Raw genomic sequence first — 13,413 nt, 5'->3', positions numbered from 1 at the left:
TGATAATCCCCAATTATCGAGAGTGTACGTTCAGGAAAGAGCACATTAGAGGAACATAATTTGATAGAGGTGGATTAATGGCTATCCATGCATAGGAAAACCGGAGCCACTGAAGGGAGACTTCAGTGGCTCTTGGAGTATTCGCTTATTTCATTACTTCCACACCATCCGGCAGCAGCTCCGCATTTACGATGGGGTTTCCGCTCATTTTCACCTTCTTTAGGTTGGGAAGATTCCGAAGAACGGAAATGTCGGAGATATAGTTATTTGAGAAATCCAGCTCCTCCAGGGTAGTCAGACCTTCCAGGCAATCCAAGCTTTGCAGTTTATTGTCACTGATATTCAGACTCTTTAAGGCCTTGTAATGAGAGAGGAAAGACTTTGCATTAGTGGAAAAATCATCCGATTCATCGTCCAAATTCTTGAGTGTTGCGTTTGTGAGGGTCAGGCTCTCCACCGTGTTGTCGTCCTCCATGTGGCTTAGAGAAACGGGAAGAACAGGATAGTCACTGGATGAGCGACTTTTGTTCGGAGAGAAAATAAGCTCTTTGGCCCCGTTATTTGTAAAAGTTTGGGTATAATCCGTATATTTATCAAAGGGCAAATCCTGGAATTCCAGATGTGTAAGAGCGGGAAGGGTCCGAAGGACAGGTCCCAAGTCCGGCTGCACTGCACCGATAATGCCGTTTCCCACAATGGTTAAATCCGTTAATGCATTCATTCCCTGCAGAAAATCTGCACTGTATTCAATACTATAGTTATGGATTGTCAGCGTCTTTATGGAAGGCATGTGGGCAATGGAATCCCGATCCAGGGAATAGCAGTTCACATTTTCCAAGGCGCTTAAGCCGTGTAAATCAGGAAGCTGATACGTGTGATACCCGAAGGAAAGCGTCTGTAAAGAACTGAGGGTACTAAGAGCATTAACATTTTCCAGGGAAGAGCAGTCAATGGAGAGGCTGTTTAAGGAAAGATGTCCCGATAAGCCGTCCAGATTCAAAATTGAAAGGTCTACTAAACTTAGGGATTTTAATTTCGGCATGTTTTGCACGAAGTTCAAGTCCTTTACATCCTTTAAATTCCGTAAGGAGAGCCGCTCCAGCTGGGGCATACCGGAAAGTACGGCAACATTTTCCACGGAACTATCTCCTGTTCCCAAGAGGTCCAGACTGTTTAGGCTGCTTAAAGAGGAAAGGGGAGAAAGATCCATGGGGCTTTTGTCCGCATTAAGCTCCAGAGCAAGCGTCTTGAGCTTTGGAAAGTTTCGAAGGAACAGAAGCCCCTTCGTATAGTCATCATCGATATGAAGGGTGAGCTCTTCCAGAGAAGAAAATGCTTTAAAGGGCGCGTCCTGATCTTCCCCTTCTGCATCCTCGCCGGAGTAGGAATCACCGGTAGCATCATCGTCCAGAGTAATGTTGTAGAGTCCAAGAATCTGTTCGGGATTCGCGAAAAGCTTTGCGAGAGTTCGGAAATCCTCATATTCTCCGGAAAAATAGCGGAGATTGGTCAGACTCTTCAGGGTATTCGCATCGGAGTTGGCACTATAGTCGAAGTGCACCTGATATCCAAGGGAGAGCTTAACTAGGCCTGTAAAAACCTGCATATCCGCTTCATCAATGGTATCAGTGATAGGAAAATAAAGCGTTTCCGGGTCCTTGGCTGTGCCATCCTCATTCATAGACTTTGCATAGTCAAACTGCCACTTCTCCGTTTGGTCGGAACCGGCCTTGCTGGCTTTATGAATGGACAGGAAAGCAAGAGAGTTGTAATCCTCCCTTGTAATATCCTTCAAGCTCTTTCCGAAGGCCGTTTCTACGAAGCTTTTTACGGTTTCATCCTCCGGCACAGTTCGAAACTTCGCCGTAGTCAGACTTACGCTTTTATGAGGCGCACGAAATGTATTGCTGACGAAAAGTATTAAGATGGCAGATAGTATTGTACCCATGAGAACAAGCGTCTGTACGGCATTGAGTTCCTGCCTTGCCGGAGGAGCGCTTTTCTGCTGTCCCAAATTAACATTATCAATATGAATGTTCTGGGTGATATTCGGTTTGCTAGGTTCGATGTAGACCTTGGTTTTACAATATTCACAGGTCACGAAGCCTTCCTTCATTCCCTCCGGAATATGCAAGGTGCCGTGACAGTTGGGACATTCCATTTTTGTAAGAGTCATTGCTTTACGCTCCTTCTTGTATTCTGACTTCTCCAGTATAGCACGGTAGTGAGGCTTTGGGCAGGGATTCTTCTTTCTTTTTGAAGGCTAATAGAAGCCTTTTTTGAAAAAATAGAGAAAGAAAAAGATGCGTTTATGTGTAGCCGGGAATGGCTCTTCCGTACGATGGAAAATCTTGATTAAATCTATTGTGCACGATATTATAAAGAGCAAAATGAGCAATAAATAAAGAGAGAAATTCAATATATTTTTTTACAAGATGTTTGTTTAGGAGGAACTACGAATGGAGCAAATCATTTTATATCATGGCAGCCCAAATCAACAGGTTTCTCCCCGATATGGTTTAGGTGACGAAAAACATGACTATGGGAAAGGATTTTATCTTACCGAGAACCTTGAACTTGCGAAAGAATGGGCGGTTTGCAGACCGGATGAGCGGAATGGTTGGGTTCATAAATTTAGCTTGGATATAACAGACTTAAAAGTCTTAGACTTTCAAGAGCATAATATTCTCTCCTGGCTTGCGGAGCTGATGAAACATAGAGAGGCTGCGGATTCGAAGAGATACAGGGTTTTATCAAGAAAATTTATTGAGAAATATGGAATTGATTCTGAAGATTATGATGTGATTACAGGCTGGAGAGCAAATGCTTCGTATTTCTACATCGCAAGGGAGTTTGTCCGGGATAATATTGATGTTGAAATTCTGGAGGAACTCTTGTCCTTAGGAGGGTTAGGGATTCAATACTGCATAAAATCCGAACGTGCCTATGAAAAACTGCTTGAAATAAAAGCGGAATTGACCTGTGTGGATTTTCAAGAATTCAATGAAAAATATAACGAGAGAGATGTCAGTGCAAGAGAAAAAATGCGCAAACTGGTGGATTCCGATGCAAATAAGGTTACGAATGTATTTAGTACGATATTAGAGAGGTAATGAAAATGCAGGCATATTCAGAAGCTTATTTAGGGGATGTCGTAGAAAATCAGGGAAAGCTTTTTGATTTTGTTGCGCATAATTATCCGGAAAAAGATACCGCTGATTTTATTCAGGCTTATATGAACAGTAAAACCAGAAAAAGCATAGACGAAGGGCAAGCCTATGTGAATACTATGGATCATTCTGAATTATGGAATTATTTCTGTAAAACAGAAGGCTTTGCGTTACAAAAAGGTGATTCTATGAAAGGCTTTGTGCCCGATTGGATAGGTGAATTCTATGCTTACTATCAATGGTATTACAATATTCCGAGTAGTGAAGTTGTTAAAAATGTTCCGATTGAATATCTGATAAAAGCATATGGCGGTCTGCATGATTTAGACCTCGAGTTAGCGGTTAAGAAGGTTGGGAACAGACTGAAAATCACCAATATTGAGTAAGCATATTTCCACCACCTCATCCGCCACTTCCTGTAAAAAGGCGTAGTCGTGAGACACAATAAAGAAGATTCGATCCTCTCGAATGGCAGACTTTAAGAGGCTGGCGATACGAAGCATATTTTTCTGATCCATGCCGCTGGTAGGTTCATCAAAAAAGAAAAGCTTTGCCTCCTGATAGAGGGTTGCGGCAAGGGCAAGACGTTGCTTCTGACCGCCGGAAAGACTCATGGGATGGCGGTCTTTTAGCGCGGAAAGTCCCAGTGCGCTAAGGAGCTCTTCTTTTGTCGCATGATGTGGCTTTGTCTTCTTTTGTTCGTTTTCTTGCCCATCTATTATCCCTTCGCTTCTCTCTTTAAGACTTCGTTTTTTTCCTGTCTTCCCCAGTTCCATCTCTTCTTCCACGGAGTCTCCGAATAATTGCTGATTCACGTCCTGCATAACCATAGCGGAAAGAGCAAGACGCTGTCTTTTTGAGAGTTCTTTTCCGAAAAGAGAAAAATGGCTACCTTTTTCGTTCTCTAAGCCGCTGAGTTTGCGAAGAAAGGTGGATTTACCGATTCCGTTTTCTCCCACAATGCCGTAAATTTTCCCAAGGGAAAAAGAGGCAAAGCCCTCTTCTTTATAATATCTTAGCGCTCCTTCATTTTTCCATTCCGGAAGAGAAAGGCTTGGCTTCGTTCTTGCACGAAGCCCCATGGCTTTGATATTTTCCTCCGGAAGTGCCAGAAAATCCTCTCGGGAAAATAACTTGCAGAGTCTTCCCTTTTCTAAAAATGCCACTCGGTCAACAATATCCATCAGGTAATAAAGGCGGTGCTCAGCCACAAGAATCGTAATTCCTTTTTCTTTCAGGGTGTGGAGCATGGTTTTTAGAACGGCAATAGAGCCTTCGTCCAGGTTGGAAGAGGGCTCGTCCAGAACCAGGAAGGGACAGCCGGAGAGGTAGGCGGATGCAAGGGCGAGAATCTGTTTTTCGCCTCCGGATAAGGCGAAGATATTTCGCCCAAGCAGTTTTTCGATGGGGAAAATGGAGAGAAGCGCTTCCATTCGCCTGTCCATTTCCTCGCGGTTCAGTCCCATATTTTCCATGGTGAAAAGCAATTCTTTTGTGGTGTTTATGTTGAAAAAATGGGTTTTCGGATTTTGAAAAACGGTGGCGATTCGTAGGGCGATTTTGTAAATGGGAAGGGAAGAGAGTTCTTCTCCCTGAAAAAGGAGTTTTCCCTTGCTTTTTCCGTTGTCGTACTGATAAGCCAGGCCGTTTACTGCATGAATCAGGGAGGATTTCCCGCTTCCGCTTTCTCCCGTAAGAAGCAGACATTCCCCCTCTTTTATCGTAAGACTAATGTCCTGTAGTACCGGAGCGGAATCTCCGTAGGATAAAGAAAAATCTTCGAAAGAAAGCATAGCAACTCCTTTTTACCGTCTTTTTTTATACAAGTTCATTTCTAATCCAAGCAGGATAAAGAAGGGGATGGATTCTTCCTTTTTGCTTTTTAGTCGAATCCGGAAGAAATAGTGTCGTCACCGAATTCCAAAATAGCTTAGCCCCAGTATCAGCAGGATACAAAATAAAAAAACTGCATCTACGATTTGCAGGTGAACCGTATTGTAACGCGTCTTTTTGATGGGATTCTCGATGCATTTGCACTCCGCCGCCTTTGCAATATCCTCCGCGATATTGGAGGAAATGATGAGGAGCGGAATGGAGACATAGAGGAGATTTTGAATCGGGTTCCGGGTATGAATTCCTCGAATCTTCATGGCTCTTTCAATGGCTTTCTTCTCTTCCGTAAAGGCGGGGAAAAAACGGAACATCACGGCAACAGGGATAGAAATGCATTGGGGGATATGAAGAAAGTCCATGGAGCTTAAGATAGCGCCTACATCCGAAGTTTTCATAAAAAAGCTTCCTGCAAGATAGGGCAAAAAAAGCAGGTGAAAAAGATAAAGGAAGGAAAAGAGGATGCGTAAGGGAGGCGGCATAAAATACTGCGCAGAGTACCCGGGAACAAAGCAAAGGGCGGCGAAAACAAGGGGGGCGAACAGCGCAGTTCTTCGAAATCCATTCAGAAAGAAGAAGAGAGAGAAGAGAAGCACCACTGCCCATTCGCTGTAAAAGGGGAGATAGTTCATAATCGTGAAGCCCAAAAACAGTAAAACGAGAAGCTTGGTAATTGGGTTTGGATTAAAGGGATTCCGCTTTTCCGCCCAAGGTTTTTCTTTTATTGCGGATTTCAAAGAGTTTTTATCTTGCATTGTTCTGCTCCGTGTTTCTATACAATTCCTGCTTTTTCAAAATGTTTTTTCAATAGCTTTCTTCCAAGAAAGGCACCGAGAAGGCCGAAAAGGAAGGTGCAGACATAAACGATAGCCATATTTTGTGCGGTGAGCAATTTTTCAATGGCGTTTCCGTAGTTCTCTCCCATTTCTTTTATCACCATCTCCATATAACGCTCTTTCAGAAGAAGCATTTGCATAAGGGAATTGCAGGGCCAGAGACTGAACACTGCATAACTTAGCATTGTGGCGGAGCCGGATTGATACTTTCCCATCCGGCGGATTCCTTCTGCAAGGAGGCAGAAGAGAAGGGAGAGGAGAGGAACCACAAAGGTATGCCCAAAGAGGAACATGATACAGGGTGCAATCATGCCGAAAATGAGAAGCCCAAAGGGCTTATTTACCTTTGCCATAAAGAGCATGACAATAGGCCCTCCGATAAGCGCGTAGGCAGCTGGGTAGACAAGATATAAAATCGGAATGACACCCATCATTCCGACGGCAAACATACAGATAAAGTAAATCACGGCAAAAACGCCGATAGACACCAGGTCTTTAATGGTCAGTTTGTTTCTATTCATAACGCAAATCTTCCTTTCATAACGAAAAGCTTCTTTTATGACGTAAGCTACTTTCATAACGAAAAACTACTTTCATGAAGTAAGCACCTTTCAAGAGCGGATTTTCTTCCCTTGTTCCGGAGTATTCCGGAATCCGTTTTATAAGGTTTGGAGTTTTTCTCGATACGGCTTTAATAGCTAAATTCCTCTGCAAGTCTGCTCTTTTCTACCAGGTTCCGATAGACTTTGGAGCGCTCCAGCAGTTCTTCGTGGGTGCCCACGGCGTCCACCTCTCCGGAGGACAGCACTAAGATGCGGTCTGCTTTCTCGATGGACTTCAAACGGTGGGAAATGAGAACCACGGTTCGGTTTTCCCCGCGGATTAGGCTACTGAGGCTTTCCTGGATTTTTCTTTCGTTATCAATATCCAGATTTGCGGCAATTTCATCTAAGAGAAGTATGGGCGCATCCTTTAAGAAGGCTCTGGCAATGGAAAGTCGCTGTCTTTCTCCGCCGGAGAGTTCCGCGCCGTTTTCTCCGATTCTTGTTTGGAAGCCCTCGGGAAGCTTTTCAATAAAGTCCAGGCAGTTCGCAAGACGTGCTGCTTCCCGCACTTCTTCGTCCGTGGCATCTGCTCTACCCAGACGGATATTCTCCAGGATAGTGGTATTAAAGAGGTTCACTTCCTGGAAGACCATGGCGATTTTTTGGAAAATGGAGTCTGTCGCCGTGTTTTGCAAATCCTTTCCGCCGATGAGAATTTTTCCGGCATCTGCGTCATAGAGTCTGGACAGCAGGCGTAAAATGGTGGTTTTTCCACAGCCGGAGGGGCCCACCAAAGCGAAAAGTTCCCCTTCCTTTACCGACATGGAAACATCTTTCAGAATCGCCCTGTCTTCGTTGTAGGAGAAGGACACATCCTGAAAGTCAATGGAGAAGTCGGAAAGCGCTGTACTCTCTCCTTCCTGCTTCTTTGCAGCCTTGATTTCGGAGATGCGCTGCACCGCCGGTGCAATATAGAAAATTTCCATCAGGCTTTCTTTGGAAATGTCGAAGATTTCCTTTAACTTCATGGAAGCAATGATAAAGCCCAAGAAGTAGAGGAGGGAAAGGCTGCCATTTTGATAAAGCGGGAAACCGACGAATATTACCGTAGCCACACTTAGGAATGCAAATATGGAAGAGCATCCCATGACGATAAAGGATCCCATTTCCGTCTTCAAGTGGAGCTTTTCTTGCACGTCCATTTTTTGAAATAAGGCCTCTCTAACCTCCCTGTCAGGAAGAAAACTGCTGATTTCCTGATGTAGGTCGATGTGTTCCTGAAAAGCTTCCGCATTTTCCCGCAAAAGATGATAGTACTTTTGATTGTTTTGCACTACGAGCTTTCTGGATAAGGGAATCAAAAGAAAGCTGAAAATCGTGGGGAGAAGGGTGGCAAGGGACAGCTTCCAGTTTGAGAAGCACATGAGGATTCCCATAATCGGGAAGAAGAAAATCATCGCCACGATTTTGGGAACAGAATGGCTTAGAGCGTGTTCAATCCTCTCCACGTCAGACATAATGCTTTCCGATAAATCACTTAAGTCATGCTTGGAAAAATAGGCAATGGGAAGGTCTGCCAGGGTTTCTGCAATATTTTTTCTCAGGTTTGCCGATTCTTTGTAGGTCGCATTATAGAGGCAGATATACTCCTTGGAAAGCAGGAGGTAGAGGAGGAGCAGGATACCGAGCGCCGAAACAATCAGCTCCCATGGCGAAAAGGTCGTCCTAGCCGCATTTTCCAGAAGGAGCTTTGCGAGATAGAGTAAGAGCATAACGGGTCCCATGTTGATGCAATAGGTAAGAAAGCAGTAGAGACTGGCTTTTTGCAGGTTTTTCGCTCCCTGCTCCGTAAGGGAGAACTGTTTTTTGAACCAATTCATCATTTGTTTATCCTCCAATCTTCCGTAGTTTGATACAGTTCCCAGAGCTTTTTATAGCGACTGTCTTTTTGTAAAAGCTCCTTACTGCTTCCCCGTTCCAGGATCTTTCCTTCTTCCAAAACCAGGATTTCATGCAGGCCCTGAATACTGGAAAGACGGTGGGCGATCATAATCACGGTTTTCCCTTGAATCAGATTCTTAAAGGCATTTTGCAGGGCATACTCCTGATCCGCATCGATGGAGGCACTGGCTTCGTCCAGAATCACGATGGGAGCATCCTTTAAGATGGCTCTGGCAATGGCGATTCTCTGCTTTTCGCCACCGGAAAGGTAAACGCCTTTTGCACCGATTAAGGTATTTTCTTTCTCGGGAAAACGCTCCAGAATTTCTCTGCAACCTGCCAAGTCCAAAGCGTGATGGACTTCTTCCGGAGTAGCATCGGGTTTACCTAATAGTACATTTTCATAAATCGTCTTATGGAAAAGCTTGCTGTCCTGAAAAACGAAGGAGATGGCTTTACACAGGGCATTCTTGCTGTAGTTTTCAATGGGGAGATCCCCGATTCGAATCTGTCCTTTATCCGCTTTGTAGAAACCGGAAAAAAGCTTTGCAATGGTGGATTTTCCCGAACCGGAGTGCCCCACAAGGGCATAGCTTTTTCCCTCTTCCAAGCGGAAGGAAAGACCTTCCAAAACCTTCTTGTCTCCGTAGGAGAAATCTACATCTTGGAACTCCATACTGTAATTTTGGAACTTTTCTTCCCTGCCGTATTGGAGGCTGTCTTCCTGCATTGCTTTGTAGAGCTTTTCCATTTCATCGATGGCGAAGTTTGCATTGAAAATGTACATGCCGGACCACATGATTTTCATGAAAGCCACCATGATGACGCCGTCCAGAAAGAAAATCATAATCAAATCGATGATTAGTTTTTCGGGATGGGGTTCTTTTACCAGGAGAAAGGACAGGGGAATCGACAGAATCGGAATTAAGCCTAAAAAGATCCATTGGTAGAGAACATAAGGAGTTTTACAGCTTAAACTGTATTCATAGGCGTACTTTGCATAGCTTTCAATGGCCTCTTTCATGGCTTTGAAGCTTTGCAGGCGGTTTCCGAAGAGCTTTACGACCTGAATACCCCGAACGTATTCCACGGTTTCTGCACTGAGATGGTTTAAGGATTCCTGATACAAGCTCATAAATTGGCTGCCGCCCATCATTTTCTGTAGGAAGAAGCCGCTAATAAGAACAAGAAGCAGGAGAATCACCCCCACCCGAAGACTCACAAAGAAGCCAAGAGCCAAGCTGAGAAGAGGCACAAGAAAGGCCTGCGCACTGTCCGGAATCATATGGGCCACTGCCTGATGGGTTTTCTCTGCATTGCTGTCAATGGTTTTTCGAATATAGCCGGAAGAGTGCAGGTCATAAAAACGAAATGAAGCGGATGCCAAACCCTCAATCCCTTTTTTTCGGAGATTCGTCTCCAGGCGGAAGGCAAAGATGTGGGATAAAACACCGGAGAAGAGATAGCAAAGTCCTGCCAGAGTAAGGGCAAGAACAATTTTCAGACTCAAGATGTAGCTCTGCCCTTCGTCTCGGAAAAGGATCAGATTTTCCAGAAAGAAGTAGAGGAGCATATAGGCGTAGACCAGAATCACTCCGGAAAGGAGGGAAGTCAGGATAGAAAGGATTCCCGGTACAGTTTTTTCCGGAACGTAGCGAAATACTTTTTTGTAAACGTTCATGGAGGCCTCCTAAATATTGTTAGTGTTTACTATATAAAATAACAAAATAATGGATAATAAGCATAAATATTATATAATGGTTAGCTTTAACTAACAACAAAAAGATGCTTTTAATATACTGTTCTTTTATAAACAGTTTTTATAGAAATAAAGAGATTTTTATGGAGAGACGTTTGCTCCATCATTTCTATACGATTGCTCCATCATTTCTATACGATATTCTTGCCTCTTCTCCGTCTTCCATGGTAAAGTAGAGCGGAAAAAAGGCAGGATGCAGAAAGGACGAAGAAGATGCAGGATTATCAAAAAGAGTATCAGCGCTGGATGGCAGCGGAGTTAGAGGACTTTGATTTAAAGAGAGAACTGCAATGCATGGCAGGGCAGGAGGAAGAAATCAAAGAGCATTTTGCAAGAGCTTTGGAGTTCGGTACCGCAGGAATCCGAGGAACCCTGGGTGCAGGAACCAACAGAATGAATCTTTTTGTGGTGCGTCAGGCTACAGAAGGATTGGCCAGATATATCTTAGAGGAGAAGCTGGAAAAGCTGGTAGCTATCAGCTACGACTCCCGTCTAAAGGGCTGGACCTTTGCCAAGGAAGCAGCCAAGGTTTTGGCGGCAAATGGCATTACCGTTCGGATGTATGATGCCTTGATGCCGGTGCCGGCCCTGTCCTTTGCCACCAGATACTATCATTGCAGTGCGGGTATTATGCTGACTGCCTCCCATAACCCGGCGGAGTACAATGGCTATAAGGCCTACGGCAGTGACGGATGCCAGATGACTGACGAAGCAGCAGGAAAGGTTTATAAAAAGATTCAGGAAACCGATGTACTTACCGGCTATAAGACCATGGAATTTGCCAAGGCTGTAGAAGAGGGGCTGATTCGTTTCGTCGGAGAGGATTGTAAGGAAGCCTTCTATAAATCCGTTCTTTCCCAGCAGGTGCATCCCGGACTTTGCAAGGATGCAGGATTGACCTTGGTCTACTCTCCCTTGAATGGTACCGGTTTAGAGCCGGTAACCCGCATTTTCAAGGAAATGGGCATCGAGGATGTCAGCATTGTGCCGGAGCAGGAGTATCCTAACGGCTATTTCACCACCTGCCCCTACCCAAATCCGGAGATTTTTGCAGCTTTGGAGAAGGGATTGGCCCTTGCTAAGGAGAAAAATGCAGACCTGATGCTGGCGACAGACCCGGATGCAGACCGTGTGGGTATCGCCATGCGTTGTCAGGACGGAAGCTATGAATTGGTGTCCGGAAATGAGATGGGGGTTTTACTCTTAGATTACATTGCGAAAGGCCGTAAGGAGGAAGGCACCCTTCCGGAAAAACCGGTGGCGGTAAAGTCCATTGTGAGTACTCCCCTTGCGGATAAGGTGGCAGAGTACTATGGCATAGAGCTTCGCCATACCCTGACCGGATTTAAGTGGATTGGAGAGCAGATTAAGCTTTTGGAGGAAAAGGGAGAGGAAAATCGCTTCATTTTCGGCTTCGAAGAAAGCTATGGTTACCTGTCCGGCACCGCGGTGCGGGATAAGGACGCGGTGGTGGCTTCCATGCTGATTTGTGAGATGGCGGCATATTACCGGAAAAACGGCTCCTCCATTAAGGAGCGTTTGGAGCAGATTTATGCGCAACATGGATACTACCTGAACTCCGTGGACAGCTTCTCCTTCCCGGGACTTTCCGGCATGGATAAGATGCAGGGCATTATGGATTCCTTACGAAAGGATAGCCCTAAGGATTTTGCCGGCAGCAAGGTAAAGGAATGTGTGGATTATCTGGATACGGAGAAGACAGGGCTTCCTAAGGCAAATGTTTTGATTTACCATTTGGAGGACGGCTCCAGCATTATTGTGCGCCCCTCCGGAACAGAGCCGAAGATTAAGGCTTACTACACTACCTTAGGAAAGAATAAAGAAGAGGCTCAGGCGGTAAAAGAGAAGTATGCAAAGGCGGTAGCACCGATTTTTGCTTAAAGGATAGAGCGGTATTCGGAATAGCAGAGAGAGCGGAGTAGTAGCACTGTAAATAGCAGTAACAAAAGCACTTATGTTCGCGGTAAAAGAAAGGATAGTATGGCAGGGGAGAGAGTTGAGGAATTGGACCGATACAAGGGCTTTTTAATCTTCCTTGTGGTGCTTGGACATTTTCTCCTGCCTGTAAAGGATAGTGGCATGGCATTATTTTCCCGGAGCTTTTATGGGATATACAGCTTTCATATGCCTGCCTTTATCTTCCTGTCCGGATATTTTTTTCAACAAAGCTTTGTAAAGAGGGGAAGAAAGGCTTCCTCTCTTTTTTCGAATCTACTGTATTATTTTATCTGCTATTTTTTCTTAAAAACCTTGCTCTATCCCTTTGATGTATTTTGCTACGGGGGTCAGGGAGGCTTCCCGGATTATCTCCATGAATCCTCTACCCCTTGGTATCTTTTGGGGCTTTTCTTTTGGCAGCTAGCCTGTCTGCCCCTTTGCTTTTTTAAACGAAATAGAGTTTATATCGGAAAGGGGGGGAATCCGGAGGATAGGGGAGAAAAATACTACCTTCTCCTTCTGATTTTCCTTTCTTTGTTCGCAGGATATTTGGATCAAAATAGGAGATTTGTGGATTTCTTGGCCTTGGATCGGGTTTTCGGTTTTGCTCCCTTTTTCTATTTCGGGATGCTCCTTTCTCAATCCTCATTTTCCTGGAAGAAAAGAAGAGACGGCCTTGCTCTCTTTGGGGGAGTTTCCCTGCTTCTTTTCCTCCTGTTTTTCCCCGGTTTAAAAAACTATACCCGAATTTTCTATGGAGTATGGTACAGAAGGGTCAGCAAAGAGGAGATTCTTCCCTTTTTTCAAAGCTTTCCCATCCTGCTTCGCATTTTCTATATTCCTTTTGCTTTGGGAATTTCCTATTTTTTCTATTGGCTACTCTCTTTTTTGGGAAAGTATCCTTTACACAAGAAAATCTTAGGAAGGAAGTCGAGCCTTACCGGTGCTGTGGGCCGGAAGCTTGGCATTACCGGAGCTTGGGAAGGCCAATTTAGATTTTCTGAAATTTTGGAAAATTTGAAGAGGAAGCTTTCTCTTTGGGGAAAATATTCTTTGGTGATTTATCTGTTCCATCGCCCTTTCCGGGACTTGTTCCTAAAGATGGGAGGCTACAGCTATTTCCTACATTATGAGAGAGCTTTGCCGGTTCAGCTTCTTTTCTTCCTATTCCTAGTAGGTTTTTCTGTGGCAGTTTGCGTTCTTTTGGGAAGGAAATCCCTTTACAGCTTTTGCAAGAAAAGATGGTAAATCTAAGATTTGGGATTAAATCCCGGCTTTCTAAGAGATTTCCATACTCAAAGCTTGGATCATAT

The 13,413-nt window shown here is 44.5% G+C and carries 10 protein-coding genes; 4 read left to right on the top strand and 6 right to left on the bottom strand.

Annotated elements, in window-relative coordinates; translation table 11 throughout:
- Positions 1–145 precede the first annotated feature (145 nt).
- Positions 146–2,176 (bottom strand): leucine-rich repeat domain-containing protein, encoded by a 2,031-nt coding sequence (locus tag RDQ32_RS01605; RefSeq protein ID WP_308578875.1) that lies wholly within the window; start codon positions 2,174–2,176, stop codon positions 146–148.
- Positions 2,177–2,459: 283 nt separating this feature from the next.
- Between RDQ32_RS01605 and RDQ32_RS01600 the strand changes: the two genes are divergently transcribed.
- Together RDQ32_RS01600 and RDQ32_RS01595 are read left to right on the top strand one after the other, a co-directional pair.
- Positions 2,460–3,113, top strand: a complete 654-nt coding sequence (locus tag RDQ32_RS01600; protein WP_308578874.1) for a DUF3990 domain-containing protein — start codon at positions 2,460–2,462, stop codon at positions 3,111–3,113.
- 5 nt (positions 3,114–3,118) lie between these two features.
- Positions 3,119–3,556, top strand: coding sequence for a hypothetical protein (locus tag RDQ32_RS01595; protein ID WP_308578896.1), 438 nt, complete (start codon positions 3,119–3,121; stop codon positions 3,554–3,556).
- Here the strand turns inward: RDQ32_RS01595 and RDQ32_RS01590 are convergent.
- The 5 genes from RDQ32_RS01590 to RDQ32_RS01570 form a co-directional block, all read right to left on the bottom strand.
- Positions 3,506–4,963 carry an ATP-binding cassette domain-containing protein gene (locus RDQ32_RS01590; protein ID WP_308578873.1) on the bottom strand — a complete coding sequence of 486 codons (1,458 nt, stop codon included), beginning with the start codon at positions 4,961–4,963 and terminating at the stop codon, positions 3,506–3,508. The two genes, RDQ32_RS01595 and RDQ32_RS01590, sit on opposite strands and share 51 nt — an antisense overlap.
- A gap of 117 nt (positions 4,964–5,080) precedes the next feature.
- Positions 5,081–5,815, bottom strand: coding sequence for an energy-coupling factor transporter transmembrane component T (locus RDQ32_RS01585; protein ID WP_308578872.1), 735 nt, complete (start codon positions 5,813–5,815; stop codon positions 5,081–5,083).
- A gap of 17 nt (positions 5,816–5,832) precedes the next feature.
- A complete protein-coding gene (locus tag RDQ32_RS01580; RefSeq protein ID WP_308578871.1) occupies positions 5,833–6,417 on the bottom strand; it encodes an MptD family putative ECF transporter S component in 585 nt (194 codons plus the stop codon).
- Positions 6,418–6,587: 170 nt separating this feature from the next.
- Positions 6,588–8,324, bottom strand: a complete 1,737-nt coding sequence (locus tag RDQ32_RS01575; RefSeq protein ID WP_308578870.1) for an ABC transporter ATP-binding protein — start codon at positions 8,322–8,324, stop codon at positions 6,588–6,590.
- Entirely contained in the window at positions 8,321–10,063 is a 1,743-nt protein-coding gene (locus RDQ32_RS01570) for an ABC transporter ATP-binding protein (RefSeq protein WP_308578869.1), read from the bottom strand. The genes RDQ32_RS01575 and RDQ32_RS01570 overlap by 4 nt, the downstream gene beginning before the upstream one ends.
- Before the next feature lie 291 nt (positions 10,064–10,354).
- Here RDQ32_RS01570 and RDQ32_RS01565 point away from each other — a divergent pair, with 291 nt between their 5' ends.
- Positions 10,355–12,043, top strand: coding sequence for a phospho-sugar mutase (locus RDQ32_RS01565; RefSeq protein WP_308578868.1), 1,689 nt, complete (start codon positions 10,355–10,357; stop codon positions 12,041–12,043).
- 99 nt (positions 12,044–12,142) lie between these two features.
- The gene (locus RDQ32_RS01560; protein WP_308578867.1) at positions 12,143–13,348 is read left to right on the top strand and encodes an acyltransferase family protein; all 1,206 of its coding nucleotides are present in this window, start codon (positions 12,143–12,145) and stop codon (positions 13,346–13,348) included.
- The last annotated feature ends 65 nt before the right edge of the window (positions 13,349–13,413 follow it).

The sequence above is a fragment of the uncultured Oribacterium sp. genome (assembly GCF_902481605.1).
Lineage (GTDB): Bacteria > Bacillota > Clostridia > Lachnospirales > Lachnospiraceae > Oribacterium > Oribacterium sinus.
This window is presented reverse-complemented; position numbering and strand designations above follow the sequence as displayed.